The 22084-nt window shown below is 39.4% G+C and carries 18 protein-coding genes; 16 read left to right on the top strand and 2 right to left on the bottom strand.

The window, feature by feature from the left end:
• Nucleotides 1-405: 405 nt before the first annotated feature.
• The 4 genes from allW (at nucleotide 406) to allE (ending at nucleotide 5479) form a co-directional block, all read left to right on the top strand.
• Nucleotides 406-1902 carry an allantoin permease gene (allW, locus tag IGK70_RS12040; RefSeq protein ID WP_104855703.1) on the top strand — a complete coding sequence of 499 codons (1497 nt, stop codon included), beginning with the start codon at nucleotides 406-408 and terminating at the stop codon, nucleotides 1900-1902.
• Nucleotides 1903-3267: an allantoinase AllB gene (gene allB / locus IGK70_RS12035; RefSeq protein WP_010827799.1), complete on the top strand. Its 1365-nt coding sequence runs from the start codon at nucleotides 1903-1905 to the stop codon at nucleotides 3265-3267.
• A 181-nt stretch (nucleotides 3268-3448) separates the two neighbouring features.
• Complete coding sequence (gene allC, locus IGK70_RS12030; protein WP_002383320.1) at nucleotides 3449-4672, top strand: allantoate deiminase; 1224 nt, start codon at nucleotides 3449-3451, stop codon at nucleotides 4670-4672.
• 21 nt (nucleotides 4673-4693) lie between these two features.
• Nucleotides 4694-5479 carry a (S)-ureidoglycine aminohydrolase gene (gene allE / locus IGK70_RS12025; protein ID WP_002384779.1) on the top strand — a complete coding sequence of 262 codons (786 nt, stop codon included), beginning with the start codon at nucleotides 4694-4696 and terminating at the stop codon, nucleotides 5477-5479.
• A 117-nt stretch (nucleotides 5480-5596) separates the two neighbouring features.
• Here allE and IGK70_RS12020 read toward each other — a convergent pair whose 3' ends face one another.
• A complete protein-coding gene (locus IGK70_RS12020) occupies nucleotides 5597-7222 on the bottom strand; it encodes a PucR family transcriptional regulator (protein ID WP_104855702.1) in 1626 nt (541 codons plus the stop codon).
• A 171-nt stretch (nucleotides 7223-7393) separates the two neighbouring features.
• Between IGK70_RS12020 and IGK70_RS12015 the strand changes: the two genes are divergently transcribed.
• Both IGK70_RS12015 and IGK70_RS12010 read left to right on the top strand, forming a co-directional pair.
• Nucleotides 7394-8602 (top strand): pyridoxal-phosphate-dependent aminotransferase family protein, encoded by a 1209-nt coding sequence (locus tag IGK70_RS12015; protein WP_002355061.1) that lies wholly within the window; start codon nucleotides 7394-7396, stop codon nucleotides 8600-8602.
• 97 nt (nucleotides 8603-8699) lie between these two features.
• Nucleotides 8700-9959, top strand: coding sequence for an MFS transporter (locus IGK70_RS12010; RefSeq protein WP_002368361.1), 1260 nt, complete (start codon nucleotides 8700-8702; stop codon nucleotides 9957-9959).
• Between the two features lie 45 nt (nucleotides 9960-10004).
• On the opposite strand, the gene IGK70_RS12005 is transcribed toward IGK70_RS12010, so the two are convergent.
• Complete coding sequence (locus IGK70_RS12005; protein ID WP_002355063.1) at nucleotides 10005-10265, bottom strand: metal-sensitive transcriptional regulator; 261 nt, start codon at nucleotides 10263-10265, stop codon at nucleotides 10005-10007.
• Between the two features lie 168 nt (nucleotides 10266-10433).
• On the opposite strand from IGK70_RS12005, the gene IGK70_RS12000 reads away from it, so the two are divergent.
• The 10 genes from IGK70_RS12000 to IGK70_RS11955 all read left to right on the top strand — a co-directional run bounded on the left by IGK70_RS12000 (nucleotide 10434) and on the right by IGK70_RS11955 (nucleotide 22019).
• Complete coding sequence (locus tag IGK70_RS12000) at nucleotides 10434-10748, top strand: rhodanese-like domain-containing protein (RefSeq protein WP_002365287.1); 315 nt, start codon at nucleotides 10434-10436, stop codon at nucleotides 10746-10748.
• Nucleotides 10749-12398 (top strand): FAD-dependent oxidoreductase, encoded by a 1650-nt coding sequence (locus IGK70_RS11995; protein WP_033592980.1) that lies wholly within the window; start codon nucleotides 10749-10751, stop codon nucleotides 12396-12398.
• Nucleotides 12391-12690 carry a rhodanese-like domain-containing protein gene (locus tag IGK70_RS11990; protein ID WP_002355066.1) on the top strand — a complete coding sequence of 100 codons (300 nt, stop codon included), beginning with the start codon at nucleotides 12391-12393 and terminating at the stop codon, nucleotides 12688-12690. The genes IGK70_RS11995 and IGK70_RS11990 overlap by 8 nt, the downstream gene beginning before the upstream one ends.
• A gap of 171 nt (nucleotides 12691-12861) precedes the next feature.
• Nucleotides 12862-14028, top strand: coding sequence for an efflux RND transporter periplasmic adaptor subunit (locus IGK70_RS11985; protein ID WP_002359132.1), 1167 nt, complete (start codon nucleotides 12862-12864; stop codon nucleotides 14026-14028).
• Complete coding sequence (locus IGK70_RS11980) at nucleotides 14021-14695, top strand: ABC transporter ATP-binding protein (RefSeq protein ID WP_002365285.1); 675 nt, start codon at nucleotides 14021-14023, stop codon at nucleotides 14693-14695. The genes IGK70_RS11985 and IGK70_RS11980 overlap by 8 nt, the downstream gene beginning before the upstream one ends.
• On the top strand, nucleotides 14692-15900 hold the full coding sequence (locus IGK70_RS11975) for an ABC transporter permease (RefSeq protein ID WP_002359134.1): 1209 nt from the start codon (nucleotides 14692-14694) through the stop codon (nucleotides 15898-15900). The genes IGK70_RS11980 and IGK70_RS11975 overlap by 4 nt, the downstream gene beginning before the upstream one ends.
• 380 nt (nucleotides 15901-16280) lie before the next feature.
• Nucleotides 16281-16946: a helix-turn-helix domain-containing protein gene (locus IGK70_RS11970; protein WP_002359135.1), complete on the top strand. Its 666-nt coding sequence runs from the start codon at nucleotides 16281-16283 to the stop codon at nucleotides 16944-16946.
• A gap of 96 nt (nucleotides 16947-17042) precedes the next feature.
• Nucleotides 17043-18491, top strand: a complete 1449-nt coding sequence (locus IGK70_RS11965; RefSeq protein WP_438775278.1) for an amidase — start codon at nucleotides 17043-17045, stop codon at nucleotides 18489-18491.
• Nucleotides 18492-18556: 65 nt separating this feature from the next.
• Nucleotides 18557-19084: a histidine phosphatase family protein gene (locus IGK70_RS11960; protein WP_104855699.1), complete on the top strand. Its 528-nt coding sequence runs from the start codon at nucleotides 18557-18559 to the stop codon at nucleotides 19082-19084.
• Nucleotides 19085-19205: 121 nt separating this feature from the next.
• Nucleotides 19206-22019: a sigma 54-interacting transcriptional regulator gene (locus IGK70_RS11955; protein WP_033592976.1), complete on the top strand. Its 2814-nt coding sequence runs from the start codon at nucleotides 19206-19208 to the stop codon at nucleotides 22017-22019.
• Nucleotides 22020-22084 lie beyond the last annotated feature (65 nt).

The following is a 22084-nucleotide window of genomic DNA, read 5'->3' as shown; positions in this document are numbered from 1 at the left end:
GATGGGTCTCTTCCTGAAAATCCACTTCAGTTTATCTGTTTTGTGTGTGTTTGATTAAAAAATGTTGTGTTGGATTTCATTTAAATGTATAATTTATTTATGTCATTTTTAATAATAAGCGTATTTTAGTATTTGAAAAGAGAAGTTGTACATAATATGTGAATAAAAAGATTTGTTTCTTACTTTCTAGAGTGAGAGGGCGATATAAAAAAGGTTGCTATTTTTTCGTTCAAAGTGAACAAAGAATCGTTTGTTATTTAGTTGGGGTAACTAATGATTGTTGTTATAAAAAGCGCTTACAATTCGTGTAATGAGAGTAGTACGCATGTTTGTGCAAAAGTGACAAAAAAGAGAAGGCAGGGTGTTTTAATAGAAAAAAATTTTTAATAAAAAGGAGAGTTTGTCGTGGAGAAAAATGTGTCTCAAGTAACAGCTCAAGAAGAAACAGCGATGAAAGCACGTGGCTACAATGAGGATTTGTTGCCAAGTAGCCCGAAACAACGGACGATGGGCGCGCGCAATTTTTTTACATTATGGATGGGTTCGATTCATAATATCCCGAATTATGCAGCAGTGGGCGGCTTTATTTTCTTAGGTTTATCGCCGCTGCAAGTTATGCTGGCAGTTGTGTTAAGCTCATTCATTGTAGCAACTTTCATGAATTTAAATGGCGGGGCTGGCTCTAAATATGGCATTCCTTTTGCGATGCACTTACAGTCTACTTACGGCAGTCTCGGGGCAAAACTGCCAGGGTTCTTAAGAGGTTGTGTGGCCGCGATTGCTTGGTTTGGTCTGCAAACGTTTACAGGATCGCTCGCTTTATTAATTATTCTCGGGAAATTTTGGCCGAACTTTTTACAAATTGGTGGGTCATTCCAGTTTTTTGGTCTCAGGCTACCTGAATTAATGGCGTTTACTCTTTTCTGGCTCTTAAATGTGGCAATAGGTTTCGGTGGTAGCAAAATTTTGAACCGGTTTACCGCCATTTTAAGTCCGTTGATTTATGTCGTTATTATTGGATTAACGATTTGGGCCATTCGAGCTGGGGGCGGTTTAACACCAATTTTGTCCTATCAAGTTTCTGGTGCGATTCGTTCAGTCAATCCACTTGTGGCGTATCTGATTATTTTTAACTCGGTTGTGGCCGTTTGGTCAGCGCCTGGTGCGAGTGTGGCGGATTTTACTAAGAATGCGCGCTCGACACGTGCTCAGGTTGTGGGGCAAACAGCAGGTTTAGTTGTTGGTTATGGGATTTTCGCTTTTTCCAGTGTGGTTATTCTGTTAGGTGGTTCGCTGTATTTTGGGATTCAAGAATGGAATATTTTAAACATTATTGATCGTTTAGATAATGTGGCGGTGGTGGTCTTAGCCATGTCAGTTTTCTTATTAACGACTATTTCAACGAATGCAACAGGGAACATCATTCCGGCAGGTTATCAATTGGCAGCACTGTTTCCTAAAAAAATGACGTATAAAAAAGGCGTCATGATTGCCAGTGTTATCAGCTTTCTCATTATGCCTTGGAAACTGATGGAAAACGCCGATAGTATTTTTATTTTTCTGAACGCAATTGGAGCTGTTTTAGGACCAGTCGCTGGCGTGATGATTGCGAATTATTATTTTGTTCAAAAGCAACAAATTGATTTAAATGCTTTATACGTAGATAAACACAAAAAAGAGGAAGCCAATCCTTTTTACGGATTAAACAAGCCGGCGTATGTTGCTACTATTCTGGCGTTGGTTCTTTCCTTAAGTGGTCAATTTATTCCACAGGTTAAAATCATTGCTGATATTTCGTGGTTTGTGGGCTTTACCACAGGTTTTGTGCTGTACTTAGTGTTAAAAAAATGGACTTGGGATTCAAAAAAAGTGAAAGAAACAGCTTATCAGGAGGGAAAATAAATGCAAGCAGAGTTAGTGATTAAAAACGGGTTAGTTATTTTAGAAACTGGAGAAGTCATTACGGATGTCGCCGTTCAAGGAGGAAAAATCGTAGCGATTGGGCAAGACTTGTCAGGAGAACGTGTGATTGATGCGACGGGTTTAGTCGTTAGTCCTGGGATGGTGGATGCTCATGTTCATATTACCGATCCTGGTGGTGGTTACCGCGATGAATGGGAAGGGTATGTCACAGGAACGGCCGCTTGTGCCAAAGGGGGCGTGACGACCTTTATGGAAATGCCTTTAAATCAGATTCCAGCAACTGTGGATAAGACCTCTCTTGAGATCAAATACAAGGCAGGAGAAAATAAACTAAAAGTAGATGTAGGGTCATTTGGCGGCGTGGTCCCGACCAACTTGGCTGGTGGGATTCAGGAACTTGATGAAGGAGGCGTTTCCGGCTATAAATGCTTTTTAGGAACGTGCGGCGATCGTTCAATTGAAGGAGATTTTCAAAATGTCGACGATTATTCGCTATATGAAGGAATGAAACAAGTCGCCAAAACTGGCAAAGTGCTAGCAATCCATGCAGAAAATGCGCCAATTACGGATAAATTAGGCGCGTTAGCTTATCAAAATGGCGAAACGACTTTAGCGGCATATGTAGCTACACGTCCTGTGTTTACCGAAGTTGAAGCGATTCAAAAAGCCATTTTATTTGCCAAAGAAACAGGTTGTCGGATTCATATTTGCCATGTGGCTTGTCAAGAAGGAGTGGAAGAAGTTTTGAAAGCCCAAGCAGAAGGGGTAGATGTGACTTGTGAAACATGTACGCATTATTTATATTTTACCACGGATGAACTTGATGCCATTGGTCCAGTTGTCAAATGTTCGCCGCCGATTCGTGACGCGGACCAACAAGCCGCCTTATGGAACCACGTGCAAACAGGCGGAATTGCGTTTGTAACCTCTGACCATTCTCCTTGTACGCCAGACTTAAAAGATACAACCAATGCTTTTGAAGCTTGGGGCGGCATTTCTGGTGTTCAAAATAACGTCGATGTGTTATTCGATGAAGCCGTCCAAAAACGTGGTTTATCCTTGAAACAATTCGCGGATATGATTGCAACAAACCCAGCTGACCGTTATCACTTAGCACAAAAGGGCCGCATCAGCATTGGTAGGGATGCCGATTTTGTACTAATTAAACCTAATGCGCCATATATCTTAAAAGCAGAAGATTTAGAATACCGAAATAAAATTAGTCCTTACATTGGTCGTGAAATTGGGGCCCAAGTGATTCAAACAATTTTAAGAGGCGAAACAATTTACGCACAAGAAACTGGGGTAACCGAGGCGTTTAACGGCGTATTTATCAAAAATTAAACACCTATTTTAGAAATGAAAAGGGACAGAAGTGTGATTGAATTAGCGTCTCTGTCCATGAGTTAGAGAATGTTCATTGGTTGTTTTGCACAAAAAAAGGCTTAATTTTGTTTGATAAGTACAATGAAGATGACTAGGGAAACGTTTACAATCAGAGTGTAATCAGTCAGGAGGTTTTGTGATGGACTTGGAAAAAGTTTTAAAACAAAGAATCGAAGAGTTGTCAGCAATTGGGAGTGATCCTGCTGGAGGGATGACACGCTTACTTTATACAGATTCGTGGTTGGCAGCACAAAAGTATGTGCAAAGCCAAACTGAGGCGTTTGGACTGGAAACGCAATTTGACGAAGTTGGGAATCTGTTTTGTCGAGTGGCAGGAACGGAATTTCCTCAGGAAACGATTTTAACTGGGTCACATATCGACACAGTAGTTAATGGTGGGACCTTAGATGGTCAATATGGTGTCATTGCTTCCATGACAGCTGTTCAATATTTATTAGACAAATATGGGAAACCACGGCGTTCTTTAGAAGTGCTTTCCATGGCTGAAGAAGAAGGGAGTCGTTTTCCAACGGTTTTCTGGGGAAGCAAAAATGTCGTTGGTGAAGCCAAACGTGAAGAAGTAGTCGATATCTCTGACAACGAAGGCAAAAAGTTTGTTGATGAGATGCATCGCCAAGGCTTTGATTTTCGGCAAGAGCAAACTAGACGTGAGGACATTGAAGCATTTGTCGAAATTCATATTGAACAAGGCAATATTTTAGAGAACGAAAAGCTCCAAGTCGGTGTTGTTCATAGTATTGTAGGGCAACGTCGCTACACGGTTAACTTAAAAGGGCAAGCCAATCATGCAGGCACTACGCCAATGAGTTACCGTCATGATGCGGTATATGGCTTTGCTAAAATTTGTGCAGAAGCCATTGATCGTGCGAACGAAATTGGGGATCCGTTAGTTTTAACATTCGGCAAAGTCATTCCGAAACCCAATACAGTCAACGTGGTGCCTGGAGAAGTGGAATTTACAATTGACTGCCGTCATACCGACGCTGCTTTTTTACGACATTTTACAGGTGAATTAGAAGAACGGATGAAGACAATTGCTCAAGAATTAGGCTTGACGATTGCAATTGACCGCTGGATGGATGAAGCCCCTGTACCGATGAATCAAGCAATTGTAGAAGTTATTGAACAAAAAGCCAAAGAAGGCAAGTATCAGTATCGTATGATGCATAGTGGTGCTGGGCATGATTCGCAAATTATTGCGCCCCATTACCCGACAGCGATGATATTTGTGCCAAGTATTGGTGGGATTAGTCATAATCCAGCAGAAGCAACGGCATTTCCAGATTTGGTTGAAGGCGTCAAGCTTTTAGCAGATACCTTATATGAATTAGCGTATAAATAAGATAGAAAAGGAAGAATTGTGATGGGTTATAAAAATAATCGAGTTGGTTACCAAAAAGAATTGTTAACATCAAGAGCTGTGATAAAAAAAGACAATTACGCCATTATTCCCCATGATGGTTTGGTGCAAAATGCAGTACCTGGTTTTGAAAATGTCGATATTTCCATTTTGGGATCGCCTAAATTAGGTGCGACATTTGTGGATTACATTGCTACGTTTCATAAAAATGGTCAACAAACAACTGGTTTTGGTGGCGACGGGATTCAAACGTTGGTTTATGTCATTGACGGTCGTTTGCGTGTTTCAGATGGTCAAGAAACTCATGAACTTGAAGCAGGGGGCTACGCCTACTTTACGCCTGAAATGAAAATGTATTTAGCGAATGCACAGGAAGCGGACACGGAAGTTTTCTTATATAAAAAACGCTATCAGCCGTTGGCGGGCCATCAACCTTATAAAGTGGTTGGGTCAATTCATGACCAACAACCAGAAGAATATGAAGGAATGACAGACGTGTTACTTTGGAGTTTATTACCGAAAGAGTTTGACTTTGATATGAATATGCATATCTTATCTTTTGAACCAGGCGCTAGTCATGCCTACATTGAAACGCATGTCCAAGAGCATGGTGCGTATTTAATTAGTGGCCAAGGGATGTACAATTTGGACAATGAATGGTATCCAGTGGAAAAAGGGGACTATATTTTCATGAGTGCCTATGTGCCACAAGCAGCCTATGCGGTTGGCCGTGAAGAACCGCTAATGTACGTTTATTCCAAAGATGCCAATCGTGAACCAGAATTATAACGAAAAGCCGAATGTAAAGTAATGACCTCGGAACAATAGGATTTGAACACGCAGTGGTGAACGGTAGAGTCCTTTTTCTTGGTAGACGTTACTTTTATTCGGCTATTTTCCTGTTAATTATTTTTCTGAAAGTTCCAACGCTACCCGTAAGAGTAAACTCGTCTCAGGCTCTTGAATAGAGGTGTCTAATAATTTTTCACATTGATTCATGCGATATTTAATGGTGTTTCTGTGAAGGTAGAGAGCGTTGGCCGTTTTAGTAATTTCGCAATTGAAATCTAAAAAAACTTTCAAGGTTTTTCGTAATTCTTGTAACGTCGGTTCCGTCGGATAGGCCAACTCTTTCAATTGTTGCTGGCAAAAGTATTCAACATCTTCAGTGCCAATCTTTTCAAAAAGTCCAGCTAGGCCTTTGGGATGGAACAATTGCACAGTTGCTGGTTTTTGAGCGTGTAAAGAAGCCTCTAATGTCGAGGAAGCTTCAATATAAGAATTAGGCAAATCTTCTAGGTTTTCATAAGCGTTGCCTAAAGCAAAGCGAATGGTAATAGGCAAAGCCTGTTGCAAACGTTCAGCGAGGTTTTGCAAAATCATCAAATGGTCATTTTTCTTAGATTGAAAAATCAAGATACTTTTATTTTGATTTTTTAATTTAAACAAGGCGACATCTGGCAGGATTTCCGGCAATTGTTCTTTGAGCCATTGGAAAATTAGTTGCCCTTCCGCTTGCTGATAACGAATATGGGTTTCATTTTCTGGTTTAGTCACGCCGTAGACAATCGCTAATTGATAATAATCGCTGTTGATTAAACGATAATTTTTCCAAAGTTCCAACCAATTTTGATGTTTACTCAGCACTTCTTGATGTATGTCAAGCAAGCGGTCCAAAAAGTCTGTTTTGAGATGTTCAAAAGATTCAGCAATTTTCTGGTTTTTAAATAACATAAAGGTCAAAACTAAAATGGCCTGATCAATGGCAAATTCAGAAATAGGATAAGGAATCTGTTCAGGAGATAAGACCAATAAATAATAGGGAAAATAATCGTTCACACGAATTGGAAAGCCAGCTACTTGAATGTTTTCTTGTCGCTCATCCTTTAAACGAAAGATTTTCTTTTCTTGTGCCAATTGTTGAAAGTGGTCTTTTGATAATTGTTCGATGAAAAACTCCGCCGATTTTTGATTGCCATAAAAATAATTCGAGTGGGCAATCACCTGTTGCCAAGGACTTAATAAAATAATTGGCGCATTTAAAATTTTCGCAAATTCAGCGATGAAACGCGTAGCATCAACATCTTGCATTAATAATGTTGAAAAACGCTTTTGGATGTCAAATGCCACAGACATCTGTTCGGTTTTGCTATCACGAAGATAGCCTACAATTTCATGCAACAACCCGCCTAGTGGCTGTGTGCTAGGAATTTTAATCAGGGGCAAATCAACGGCACTGGCATAGTCAACAATTTCAGGTGAAATTTCGTCAAGGAACCGCCCAACTTTGATTCCTAAAGCCGTACACTCTGCTTGTTTTAGCGAGTCAATAAAAGGTTTCAATTTTTCTTGATCATCTTTATAAATCATTGCCGTTGTTAAAATCATGACATTTTTAGGGATAAAATCAGCCACATCAGGTGTTTCCGTGATTTCTACACTTTCCAAGGGCTGTGTTAAGTTTGAGTGAGACGATAATAATTGTAAGTCAGAAAATCTTGGTAAAGCCAAGACCTCAGCTAATATTTTCATCACAACAACCTCCTTTTTTTATAGTATAGCGAAGAATAAAAAGGAGTACAAAAGATAGTTATTGAATATGTCTAAAAAACAAAGTCAAAATAGTGCAAATTGAACAATGAATTTCTGAGTTTTTCCAAAGATAATAAAAGAGAAGAATTAAAAATGAAGTGAGGGATTACTATGTATCAACAACCAAATTTTGTACGGCGAACAATCATGACGCCGGGACCAGTCGAAGCCCATCCATCGGTACTTCGTCAAATGGGTCAACCAATTTTAGGGCAATTCGATCCAGAATTTCTACAAATTATGGATGAAGTTCGGGAAATGATTAAAGTACCTTTTGCCACAAAGAATCAACAAGCCTTTGCCATTGATGGCACGTCACGTTCAGGCTTGGAAGCGGGGTTATTTGCATTGATTGAGCCAGGCGACAAAGTGCTTGTGCCTGCGTATGGCCGGTTTGCTTATTTATTAGGTGAAATTTGCGAACGCGCCCGGGCCGAAGTCATTTATTTAGAAAAGGACTGGCTCGCACCGTTTGAACAAACAACGGTGATTGAAGCGATTAAAGAACATCAACCAAAAATTGTTGCGATGGTCCACGGCGAAACGGCGAATGCACAAATGCAACCGCTGGATCAAATTGGCGCCTTTTGTCGGGAAAATGAAATTTTCTTCGTAGTAGATATGGTGGCGACTTACGGCGGTGTCGAAACAAAGGTCGATGATTGGAAGATTGATATTGCGGTAGCAGGCACTCAAAAATGTGTCAGCGTACCTTCAGGCCTTTCTTTGATTACCTACAACCAACGTGTAGCCGATTATCTGGCGGGCCGTTACCAAAAAGAGTTAGGGCTTGGCGCGGATGCGCGGAATGAACGGTTCATTCAAAGTAACTACTTGGATTTATCGCAATTAGAAAAATATTGGGGACCAGAGCGCTTAAATCACCATACAGAAGCGACTACAATGATTTATGGGCTACATGAAGGGCTGCGCTTGTTACTTCAAGAAGGCATGGAAAATGTCTATGCACGTCATCGGAAAAACGATCGTATTTTAGTTGAAAGTCTGCAAAAAATGGGCTTAGAAATTTTCGGGAAGTTAGACACAAAAACACCAACAGTCATTCCTGTGGTCATTCCAGAAGGAATTGATGGTGAAAAGGTGCGGAGCTTATTACTGGATCATTTTAAAGTTGAAATTGCCTCTTCCTTCGGTGATTTAAAAGGAAAAATTTGGCGGGTCGGTAATATGGGGTACAGCAGTCGCGAAGACAATGTGTTGCATTTCTTGAGTGCCTTTGAGACTGTATTGAAACACCAAGGTTATCAATTTGAAGGCGGTAGCGGTAGTACTCATGCATTGGCTGAGTATTTAAACTAAAAAAGAAGGTAGGACAAAGGTCACTACGTAAAAAAGCGTAGTGCTTTTGTTCCTTGTGAAACGTTAACCAAAAAAATGATTGGTGGAGGAAAAGAAAATGACAGACAAGACAAAAAGTTCGTTGGCTTATTGGAAAAAAATCGTTATTTTACTATGTATGGGCTGGGTAACAATCTGGATTTATCGTTCCGCGCTTTCTCCTGTTTATCCGCAAATTCGTGCGTCTCTAAATGGTAACGCTTCCGATACGGCCCTAGGGTCCATTTCTAGCTTTTATTTTCTCGGTTACGTAGTCATGCAGATTCCTGCAGGCTTCTTGGTAGACAAAATTGGGAAAAAACGTGTATTAATTCCAGGCTTTATCTTGTTTGCGCTGGCAGCGTTACTGATTGCCCAAGCCCAAACGATTGGAACAATTTACTTAGGTAGCTTATTGGCAGGCTTAGGATGTGGTTCTTTCTATGGCTCGGCTTACTCGTTGACGTCCCAAAACATTCCTCAAGCCAAAAAAAGTTTTGCAACAGCTATTGTCAACAGTGGTTCAGCAGTTGGTTCAGGTTTAGGAATGATTTTATCTAGTTATTTAGTTGCCCAAAAAGGATTACCTTGGCAAGTGATGATGTACATTTCCGCCTTTATGATTATTTGTATGTTAGTGGCTTTTCAAGTGATTATTCGCAATCATAAAGAAGACATGGCCTTGATTCAGCCAACCGTTGTTGATGAAAAAGATAACGGAGCGGTAAAAGAAAAAGTGCCCTTTAAAAAACTGTTTGCGCCACATATGCTATTTGCGTATATTTTATATTTTGGCACTTGTTATGCATATTATATGATTGTGACTTGGTTACCTAATTTTTTAAGTACCGAACGTGGTTTCCAAGGAGCGGCAATTGGATTGTCCTCTTCGCTGGTCGCATTTGCCTCTATTCCAGGAGCGTTATTTTTTAGTCGGTTGGCGGATAAGTACATGCATAAAAAAGTTCAATTCATCGTTGTTTTAGAATTTTTAGCAACAGCCATGCTTTTGTTAACTGTACAAGTAAGTAATGCAACGTTGTTATTAATTGCTTTAATTATGTATGGGTTCTTAGGGAAATTAGCTGTAGAACCGATTATTATTTCTTGGCTAGGTGAAAATGCACCAAAAATTGGAATTGGCACTACTTTGGGTGTTTTTAACTTTTTCGGCATGATGTCATCTGTGATTGCCCCAGCTTTAACTGGGAAAATTTCAGACACAACGGGTTCGAAAGTCATGGGCTTTTATATCGCCGTCGTGATTTTACTAATTGGCACGATTCTTTTTATGCTTGTTAATTTAAAAAAACGCGGGGCAGATTCGTCTAATAAATAAAAAAACAACGCAAACTTATCTTTCGCTGAATAAGTTTGCGTTGTTTTACTTTTTAACAATCATATTAATCGCTTGTGCTAATCGCTCTTCTTGTTCTTTAGGATCTTTTTCAGGATTTTCAAAGCAATGCTTTAAATTTTCCGCAACAATCATCCCCATTACGCGATCAATACTAGAACGGACCGCACTCAACTGAGTGATAACATCGATACACTCTTTTTCTTCATCAATCATTTTTTGAATTCCGCGAATTTGACCTTCTGTGCGGCGTAAACGATTCAGCACTTTCTTTTTTTCTTCAGTCATTTTGCCCCTCCTTAAGAGTAGTGATTGGTTTAAAATATACCTACACGAGGTATTTTTGTCAACTATCTTTTCTTTGAATCTAAAAATGGCAGAAATCTCTTCAGTTGACAAGTCTAACTTTTTCATGTTAAATATACCCCATAAGGTATATAAGAGAAGGAGAAAAAGATGTTATTTCAATTGTTTAAAAAAACGCCAAGTATTTCAACAAAGGAATTGCAGTCACGTTTATCTAAAGAGATAACGTTATTAGATGTCCGGACACCTAGCGAATACCGCGCAGGGCATATTCCACAAGCGATTAATGTCCCACTTAACAAAATTCCCGCCTACAACAAATCCGCTAACGAAGTCTATGTGATTTGCCAGTCCGGCATGCGCAGCAAAAATGCGGCCAAAATTTTAGCGAGAAAAAACTATCACGTGATTAACGTTCGTGGCGGGATGTCCCAATGGTCTGGTCAAATTAAAGGAGGAAAATAAATGAAAATTGTAATTATCGGAGGCGTGGCTGGTGGTATGTCAGCAGCGACACGTTTACGTCGCTTAATGGAAGATGCTGAAATTGTTGTCATGGAAAAAGGCCCTTTTGTTTCATTTGCAAACTGTGGTTTGCCTTACTACGTTTCTGGCGAAATCGCAGAAAGAGAGCAACTGCTTGTTCAAACACCCGAAGCGTTAAAGGCACGGTTTAATTTAGATGTTCGTCCTCACCATGAAGTCGTGGCGATTGATCCAATAGAAAAAGTGATCACAGTGAAACATGAAACAGAAATTTTAACAGAACACTATGACAAATTAATTTTATCACCAGGGGCGAAACCTTTTGTGCCACCAATTACAGGATTGGCAGAAGCCAAAAATGTTTTTTCATTAAGAAATGTTCCTGATTTAGATCAAATTATGACAGCCTTGACACCAGAAACAAAACGAGCCGTCGTGATTGGCGCAGGCTTCATTGGCTTGGAAATGGCAGAAAACTTGCAAAAACGCGGATTAGAAGTCACTCTCGTGGAAAAAGCGCCTCATGTTTTACCGCCATTAGACGAAGAAATGGCCGCTTTTGTCAAAGCTGAATTAAGCAAAAACAATGTTCAAGTAATTACGGGACAATCTGCGGTTGCTTTTGAAGAAGAAGGGCAAGTGATTCGCTTAGAAGACGGTCAAACATTAGCTTCTGATTTAACCATTTTGTCGGTGGGGGTCCAACCAGAAAATACCTTAGCAGTTGAAGCAGGTGTAGCAACTGGTTTACGTGGCGGTATTGTTGTTGATGAACACTATCAAACGAATCAACCCGATATTTATGCGGTTGGGGATGCTATTGTAGTGAAACAACAAATCACTCAAGAAGATGCGCTGATTTCTTTAGCTTCTCCCGCCAATCGCCAAGGACGTCAAGTAGCGGATGTGATTGCTGGGTTAGAGAGAAAAAATCAAGGAAGCATTGGGACCGCCATTGTGCGAGTCTTTGATTTAACCGCTGCTTCAACTGGTTTAAGCGAACGGGCTGCTAAAGCTGCTGGACTAACAACAGCTGTTGTGCATATCAGTGGAAAAGACCATGCGGGGTATTATCCTGGCGCAACAGATCTTCAGTTAAAATTAGTTTTCCATCCTACGACAGGGGAAATTTATGGCGCACAAGGAATTGGGGCAAAGGGCGTAGATAAGCGGATTGATATTCTTGCGACCGCTATTAAAGGACAGTTAACTATTTTTGATTTGCCTGAATTAGAGTTTACCTATGCGCCGCCGTTTGGTTCAGCGAAAGATCCTGTGAACATGTTAGGCTATGCAGCGATGAACCTTGTAGAAGGATTGAGTGAAAACGTTCAATGGTATGAGTTATCCAACGAATTAGCTAATGGAGCTGTTTTATTAGATGTCCGTAATCCCGCCGAACGAGCCAATGGTCAATTTAAAAATGCTGTGTCTATTCCTTTAAATGAGTTAAGAGAACGTTTGGAGGAATTAGACAAGTCAACGAAGTACATTGTTAGTTGTCACAGCGGTTTGCGTAGTTATATTGCAGAACGGATGCTAAAACAAGCAGGCATCTCAGCCAAAAATTTAGATGGTGCTTTTGCGCTATATCAAATGGTAAAATCGGAGGAACTAGAAAATGTATAACACGATTGGCATGCCTGAATTTTATCAGGAAGCAAAACGAAAAAAATTACCGATTATTGATGTACGAGAAGAAATGGAATACCAACTGGGGCATGTCCCTCAGGCCATCAACTTACCTTTAAGTACTTTAACCGAAAATTATCAGCAATTAGATAAAAACCAACCCTATTATCTGATTTGTCAAATGGGATCGCGCTCCGCACAAGCGTGTGCGTTTCTCAGTCAACAAGGGTATCAAGTAACCAATGTTCTAGGTGGTACATCTGGCTGGTTGGGTCAATTAGAACAATAAAATAACAAAAAACGTTTATCCTTTTACACAGGATAAACGTTTTTTTGTTAGATAAAGATGTGTCAAAACTGTAAGAGGAATGATAGGAAGATGAAGGGACCAGTTTTTTTATTCATTATATACTAAATAAAATGACAAACTCGTCAACAGAAATCAAGGAGGAACAAATAAATGAAAAAGTCAGGCCAGAAGAAGCGAAATAAAAAAGTGTGGTTCGGTATTGGTGCCGCAGTGGTCGTCGTCGGATTTATCGGAGCAAAAACAGTTTTTTCTTCAAAAGAAGTTGAACCTGAATACACAACGTATACCATTACAGAAATGGCCTCATTAAAATTAGATGGTCAAGTGAGTTTTCTAGATACTCGGGATATTTTCTTTGATCCTTCTTTAGGAAAAATTGCCGAAATAAATGTTGAAAATGGTAAAGAAGTCAAGAAAGATAGTCCATTGTTAACGTACAATAACTCAGACATCCAAGCCACAGAAACAGAACAAGCGAATGCCGTTAATCGGAACAATCTTCAAGTTCAACAAGCACAAGAGAACGTTAACTTAGCCACTCAAAAATACAATGAAGCGTTAAACAAAGTTGCTGCAGCCAAGCAAAAATTAAACACCGCAAAAGAGGCTGAAGAGAAAGAAACACTAAATGCGGAAATTCAGCAATTGAATGAAGCCGTTAGTGCTGCGAATAGTGAAGTCGCCCAAGCTAACCAAGCCCTTCAATTAGCCAACAGTGATGCCGTCGGAGCAGCAAACACGCTTGAACAAACACGTGGCAAAGTCAACACAGTCGTTACAGCACCAATTGATGGCCAAGTCACTGTCGATGCTAGTGCCATGAGTAGTACCGACAAACCAGTCATTAAAATTGCAACACAAAAGAAAAATATTCAAGGAAAAGTAACCGAATATGATTACGATAAATTACAGACAGGGGAAGAAGTAACAGTGACGACCGTTGGTTCAGGCAAATCAGCGCCAGGCAAAATTGTTTCCATTGCGCAAACCCCAATAGCTAAAAATGAAGGCAATCCAGTAGTGAGTTATCAATTTACAGTAGAAGGTGATTTTCCTTGGGCAGAAGGCTTGTCTACTAGTATCGCTGTGCCACAAAAGCAAATGATTATACCGACAGCAGCAATCCAAAAAGAAGGCCAAAAAGAATTTGTCTATGTTTACAAAGCGGGCAAAGCGAAAAAAACACCGATTGAAACAGAAACAAATTTAGGTCGTAAAGTTGTCAAAAGTGGCTTGAATTGGAAAGACCAAGTGATTGCCAATCCCAATAAAGAATTAAAAGATAATCAAGATGTTCAGGTAGCTGCCAATGATTAAGCTAGCCCATATTCATAAATATTATTATTCCGAAGAAGAAACACTGCATGTGTTAGATGATATTAACCTCCAAGTAGACGCTGGAGAATTTTTAGCGATTATGGGTCCTTCTGGTTCTGGGAAATCGACTTTGATTAATTTGCTAGGCTTTATTGATAAAAAGTTTGAAGGAACGTATTTATTTGAAGACCGTGAAATTGGCGACTTTTCTGATAAGGAACTATCCCGAATTAGAAATGAAGCAGTCGGCTTTGTCTTTCAGAATTTTAGTTTAATTGAAACACTAACAGTTGAAGAAAACATTGAATTACCTCTTTTATATAGTGGGTTAACCCCAAAAGAAGCCAAAGATCGTGTCCACGAAGTTCTGACAAAAGTCGGCTTGCCAGATAAAGGCAAGAAGCATCCAAAACAACTTTCGGGCGGACAACAACAACGTGTGGCCATTGCGCGTGCGATTGTCAATCGGCCAAGTTTTATTATTGCAGATGAACCAACTGGGGCTTTAGATAGTAAAACATCGGAAGAAATTTTAACGCTCTTTCAGCAATTAAACAATGAAGGTGTCACCATTATTTTAGTGACACATGATGAAGAAACAATTGAATACTGCAATCGTTTGATTAAAGTTCGTGATGGAAAGATTTTAGAGGAGGTGCTGACATGAAACGTTCAATTATTTGGAAAACCGCCTTCCGTTCCATTTTGAAAAATAAGCGACGCAGCTTGTTAACGATGCTAGGGATTGTCATCGGGATCGCTTCGGTGATTACCATCGTGGCTATCGGTAACGGCTTTAAAGAAGACATGGTCGATAAATTATCCGCTGAAAAACAAAAAGAAAATGTGAAAAAGATTTCTTTTTCGGCCTACAACACTTCGGATATGTTTAGTGACCAAGCGATGTTTACCGACAATGATTTAGGGGTCGTGCGCATGGTTCCTGGCGTAGAAAAAATTGATTTTGATCAAAGAGAAGTTGATGGCGCCCAAAAAGGTACACTGAATTTTCAAGCAGGACCGAAAAATCTTTCTGTAACCTATGAACTTGCCGACAAAACCACCAAAGAATTGTTGGCGGGACGCCAACTGAATGATGGAGACAATGCAAAACTGGATAAAACAGTGGTGGTGGATGAACTGGTTGCCAAAGAACTCTACCAAGACCCAACTGCAGCAGTTAATCGAACTTTTCCATATAAAGAGCAACTTTTTACCATTGTTGGCGTGACAACCAATACCAGCGGTGCCATTGGTCCAGGTAATGATGACTCATTGCTTTATTTTCCCAAAAAGACCTATGAACATTATTTCGGCAAGCTAAAAGATACATCTACGTTGAAACTAACAGTAGCACCTGGCTATCAACCAGATCAAGTATTGAAAGAAACAATAAAAACTCTCTCTCAACAAGGAACCATGAAAAACAGTGGGACGTATCAAGAATATAATGTTAAAGATACCATCAAAGAAATGGGCTCTTTATTAAATAATTTAACCTTGTTTATTTCCGCAATTGCGGCCATTTCACTGGTAATTGCTGGGGTCGGCGTTATGAATATGATGTACATTTCGGTCTCAGAACGGATTAAGGAAATTGGTATCCGACGTGCATTGGGCGGGACAGCCAGTGATATTAAAAAGCAATTCTTAACAGAAGGGATTGCCTTGACCTTAATCGGCGGAATTACTGGTTATCTTTTAGGAATGATTATTGCCTACTTAGCCTCAATGGCACTACCGTTTTCTGTTCGTCCAGACTTAATGACGGTTTCATTAGCCATCGGTATTTCTGTCTTTATCGGGGTTGTATTTAGCTATTTCCCTGCCTCGGCAGCTTCAAAAAAAGACTTAATCGATATTATGAAATAAATATAAATAGCAAAGAAACAGCCATTTTTGGCTGTTTTTTTTAGTGAAAGTAGAAAAAAATCCAAAGATTTCAAGAGAAAGTAGCTAACAAACGTCAAAAGGTTGATATTAGCTACCAACCTTTTGACGTTTGTCAGCTAAATAAAAAAGAAAAAAATTAAAAAAATAGCACGTTGAGGATTAAATAACAAACATTTTTTAAATAAGACTATTGGAAATCCTTTATAAATCGGGGATTACAGGAATGACTGTTAATGACTGATTTGCTTGTAAATTTCTAAATTTTAATTCGAAAAAATTCCAGTATACTAAATATATCAAAACAAAACACGAAAATTGAGAAAATTTTGAACCAAAAAAGAATTAAGGAGGAATCAAGAATGAAAATAATGGTCATCACAAAAAATATTTTATCAGAAACTGCTTTTCAAAACCGCTTACAGCATTTAGATCACCAAGTTTTTTGTACGACGTGTCTGATTGGTGAAATTAAGGAAAGTCATTTGTTTTATCGAAAATTTGATGCCATCATTCTCAGCGAAACGATTCCTCGCAAAGAACAATATTTATATCTAAAGGAATTAGCCAGAGTTAAAACGCCGTTGTTTCTTCGCTCGGAAGACATTCCTACCTCGGAAGAATTGAGCATTAGCTATCAATATGGCATTCTCAATTGGTTACGATTGGATGCGACTTTGGATACGTTAAGAGAAAATCTCCTTTTGGCAGAATTAAATAAACCCATCCAACGAGAAGATGAAAAGTTAGATGTAGAGGGGATAAAGCTAACAGCCGCAGAACGTGCACTACTGGCTGTCTTGTATAGTACGCCAAAAGAACACTTACCAATGGAACGCCTTTGTAAATTAATATATGACACAGAAGAAACAGCCAATAATCGAAAAAAAATGACCAAACAGCTGACAAAATTAAATAAAAAAATTCAAGTAGGGGGCTTTAAAAAACAAGGTATCCAAAATACACGGTATAAAGGCTACAAACTGCATCCGCAGTTGCTTCCTTACATTGGCGAATTATTTACTTAAATTAGAGAAGCACTTGACGAATGAAAATCACCATCACAGGATGCCCTCTAAAAACCATGCTATACTAATAAGGAATAGTATAGGAGGTGGGTCTGTATGAAAGACGGACTATATTGGGTACAACAATTAAAAGAACAGAAAGTAAGTCACACAGAACTCTTAAAGGATATTGAGAAAAAAGTCCAAAAGTTAAATCCAAAGATCAATGGCTTTGTAACCTTTGACAGCCAAAAAGCAGAAGCAACTTATCAAAAAAATAAACAGCAGGACACACTATTTGCTGGTTTGCCATTTCCATTGAAAATGTTAGGCCAAGAAAAAGCGGGGTGGTCAGCAACGGCCGGCTCGCAACTTTTTAAAAATAGTACTGCAACAACGACCTCTAACTTTGTCAAACAAGCAGAAACGATTGGTTTGATGCCTTTAGGACAAACCAACGCTCCAGAGTTTGGCTTTAAAAATATTACGGACCCTGCGCTTTACGGGCCAGCCCGCAATCCTTGGAACCTGGAACATTCGCCAGGCGGTTCCAGTGGCGGCGCTGCCGCAGTTGTCGCTAGCGGGATTGTTCCTATCGCCGGCGCTAGTGATGGCGGTGGCTCCATCCGAATTCCCGCCTCTTTTAGTGGCTTAATTGGCTTAAAACCTAGCCGTGGCTCCATGCCTGTCGGCCCAGAAGGCTGGCGAGGCTGGCAAGGTGCCTCGATTGACTTTGCGTTGACTATTTCTATGAGAGACACCAAAGCATTATTTTATGGCCTACGTGGTAGCCACAGTGGCGCCCCCTACCAAGCGCCCTTGGCAGAATGGCAAACACACCCTAAAAAACAACGGCTAAAAATTGCTCTGTGTACCGCTTCGCCTATCGGCTCACTGATTTCGCCAGAAGCAACACAAGCGGCGAAACAAGCGGCTGATTTTCTGGCAGCCGCTGGCCATGAAATCATTGAGATTCCTTATCCAGTCGATGGTGCAGCGCTGATTCGCTCCTATTATCAAATGAACGGCGCAGAAACTACAGCGATGATGAACAGCATTCAACAGGGGTTCGGGCGCCCAATTCGTAAAGAAGAAATCGAACCTTTTTCATGGACCATGCATCAATTTGGCCAAAAGATTCCAGCAGCCACCTATGTTCATTCATTACAGTTGTGGGATCAAGCAGCAGTAACGATGGAAGAACTTTTTCAAAAATTTGATCTGTTTTTATCACCAACAACGGCTTTTTCAGCACCAAAAATTAACGAAGATTTGCAAAGTGAGCACATTCGTCAACGAATGGCGCAAGCAGCAGAATTAACAGAAGCAGAATTAGCTGAATTAATCTATGATTATTTTGATAAAAGTTTACAGCTAACACCGTATACTCAACTAGCGAACTTGACAGGACAACCAGCCATCAGCTTGCCCACACATGTTACAGCAACGGGGTTACCCTTAGGTATTCAATTGTTGGCTGCTCGTGGACGTGAAGATCTCTTGTTCCAAGTAGGTGAACAGTTTGAGCAAGAAGGCAAATTTAAATTACCAGAAAGTTACCGCTAAATAGGGTGTTATTGTGACCAAATTTCAGATAAAATAGACACAAGACAAAAAACTGAGGTGGAAAAATGCTGTACGTAGTGAGACATGGTGAAACAGATTATAATGTGGCCCGTAGAATTTGTGGTCATGCGGAAGCGCAATTGACCGAAAAAGGCTATCAACAAGCGGAATTGGTAGCTGAAAAAATTGCCAAACAAGGAATTCAAATCGACCGTTTACTGGCGTCCCCTTTAAAACGGGCGCAAGAAACAGCACGTAAAATTGCGGAACGAAATCAGTTGACGGTTGAAACAGAACCGCGTTTAATTGAGATGAATTTTGGCATTTATGATGGTGAACCGATTGAAACAACGGCTTTCCAGGAAAATCGTTCTGAGATTTCCTTGCCATTTCCAGAAGGGGAATCAGTCTTAGATGTCGCGGGTCGAATTTATCCCTTGATTGAGGAAGCCTTGGCTTCAGAGGAAACTTACCTATTTGTTTGCCACAATGCGGTCATGCGAGTCATTGATAACTACTTCAATGGCAAAAAAATCCAAGATTTCTTGGACTTTCATTGTGAAAATACACAACTTGTACAATACGGAGAATAAAAATCAAGTCTTTAATCTTTTGGTTAAAGACTTGATTTTTTTTATGGTAAATAAGAAACCGCTTCCGTTTTAATGTATAATAAATTAACTTTTGGATCAAAAAAGAAATGGGGAAAAGACTATGAGAATTGATAATATTCATCAAGCGTTAAAACAGTTTCACGTACAAAATCCAAGTAGCAAAGCAACCTTGTTGCCCGCAACGGCTTCGCAATTAAGTCAGGCCTCTGGCTATACCCGAACCGCTGTTAGTGAAGAGCTTTCAGAATTAGTGAGAAAAGACCAAGTCGTTAAAGTTAAATCTAGACCAGTGTTATTTTTTGATAAAGACTACTTAGAGGAACAGTTTCCTTTTTTTAAAAGTAGCACGTGCTACGATTCCCTCGCTTCGCTGCAAGAGGACATTTATCAACAGACAGAACAGATACATAAGAAAAAGCAGCTACTGAAAATGAATCCATTTGCGAACGTAATTGGTTTTGATGGGAGCTTAGCAGACGCCATCAAGAAGTTGAAAGCCGCTATTTTATATCCGCCTAATGGCTTGAATATTTTACTTACTGGAGAATCTGGGGTGGGGAAAACCTTAATTGCGGAACAATTACACCAATTTTATCAAGTTAAAATGAACCAAGAAGTTCCGTTTATTTATTTTAATTGTGCAGAATATTTCAACAATCCAGAATTATTAACTTCGCATCTGTTTGGCTATAAAAAAGGCAGTTTTACTGGTGCCGTCAATGACCAAAAAGGCTTAGTGGAGTTGGCAGATGGCGGTTTTTTATTTTTAGATGAAGTCCATCGATTAACGAGCGAAGGCCAAGAAAAATTGTTTACAGTTTTGGATAAAGGGTATTTTACACGGATGGGCGAAGCCGAAAAACAAAGAAATGTATCGATAAAATTTATTTTTGCAACAACCGAAGCAGTCAATCAACATTTTTTGAAAACGTTTTTAAGAAGGATCCCTGTGACATTAGCCATTCCAGCTTTAGCCGAGCGCTCTTTGAAAGAAAAAATTCAATTGATTTTGTCCTTTTTCTTAGAAGAAAGTCAACGGATTCAAAAGAATATCCATATTCGTTATGAGGCGTTGAAACAATTAACGTTTACTCATTTTGAAGCCAACGTTGGCGAATTGAAAGCGGCGATTCAATTTATGAGCGCACAAGCCTATTTAGAAGTGTTCGATCAATTAACGGAAACTATTTGCATTGAAGCAAACGAGGGAACAGTCAAAGAGCAACCTGATGTAGAAAGTCTGCTGGCTTTTAATGAGTGGATACCTAACGATGGCCTCACGATTCAATACAACCATTTTTATTTAAGCAGTCAAGAGTTACTCAAATCGGAAAGTCTGAAAAATGATCGTTTTTATAATTTTCTATTGAAAGAATATGCGGATTTGAAAAAATTAACTCTTTCGACAGAGGATGCGCTAGCAATCATGCAAAACAAAGTCGAGCAACTTTATGATATGGATATTTTTGCTCAAGAACCGCTAGCCATAGAGGCCATTGACGAAACATTGCAGCCAAAAATTCAAGAAGCCATTGTCTTTTTTGAACAATTAATCCAAGAAAAATTGACAGAGGATTTCCAGAATATTTTAATTGTCCACCTTTATTCTGCTGTTTTTTATTCTGCACAAATGAATGAAACATTTTATTCAGATACCAAAAATATCTATTCTGGCAAAGTAACCCAGTATCAAGCTGCTAAGACCATGGTGGACTTTCTACAAACGTTGTTTGGGATTTCTTTTGCTGATACGGAAATCCTCTTTTTCGATCTATTTATTCGTAAAGTCACAGCTAAAAAAAGAGCGCACTCAGTTGAAGAAAACTGTGGCGTTATCGTCGTTGCACATGGTGCCGCGACGGCTAGCAGCATGGTTGAGTACACCAACCTTCTGTTCTCAACAACGGTCATGCGTGCAGTTGATATGCCAATTAATCAATCAGTGGAAGAAACATTAGAAAAAGTCCGTACAATTGTGAAGCAAAATCAGTATAAAAAAATTATTTTAATGGTGGACATCGGTTCCTTGGTTTACTTTGGTAATGCTATCAGTCAAACGTTTCAAATGGAAGTGCTGCTAATTAGCAATATCAATCTCTTAACATTGCTAGAAGTGGCCCGAGAAGTCATTTATGAATCGACGGCGTTTGAGTATCTATTACCAGTCTTAAAAGAAAAAAATCATCGCGCCTTGATTTGCAGTAAAGGTCGCTTCAACGAGGCAAAAGTTCTCATTATTTCCTGTCTAACTGGCATGGGGACTGCTATTAAAATTGAACAGTTGTTACTAAAAACTTTTCCCAATGAATTACTAACGAATGTACGCATCATTACTTTAGAGAAAAGAGAAGTGGAAGACATTGATCGCTTGCATTCTTTTGTTCGGAAAGAAGAGAAAATCGTTGGCATCATTGGCACCGTAAAGACAGAAGTGCCAGATATTCCGTTTATTTCTTTACAAGATTTACTATCGAAGCGGGGCATTCAGCTAGTTTTCGAATTATTAGGCCATCATTTAGAAGAAAAACAAAACCAAGAGTTACTAAAAAAAGTTTCAGCTAAATATATTCAAGGATTATCAATCGAAGCTATTACAGACTTACTAACGGTTTTGAATCCTACAACCATTTCGATCGAATTAGCTAAGATTTATTCAGATATTTGCTTACAAACTAAAATAAAAAGTGACGAAAAGATTTTACTTCGTTTTATCATTCATTGTGCCTGTATGTTAGAACGGCAATTGTTGAATCCAGAATATGACCCGACAGCTTATGAAGTGTCATATCGAGAGTTGCCAGAAGCTGTATCTGTCATAAAAATGGCGTTTCGACCGCTTGAAGTGTCCTATAATCTGTTGATTCCACCTTTGGAAGTTCGCTATATTTATGAATTGCTCTTTGAAAAGGCTTAATTCAAACGGAAATGAAAGTTGGCACACTTATTGCTTTTAATAAAATGATTAATTAGCAAAGGAGT

Origin of the sequence: Enterococcus sp. DIV0358 (genome assembly GCF_051713465.1) — a bacterium.
Taxonomy (GTDB): domain Bacteria; phylum Bacillota; class Bacilli; order Lactobacillales; family Enterococcaceae; genus Enterococcus; species Enterococcus faecalis.
The sequence above is the reverse complement of the archived record's forward strand: the minus strand, read 5'-3'. Positions and strand labels throughout refer to the sequence as shown.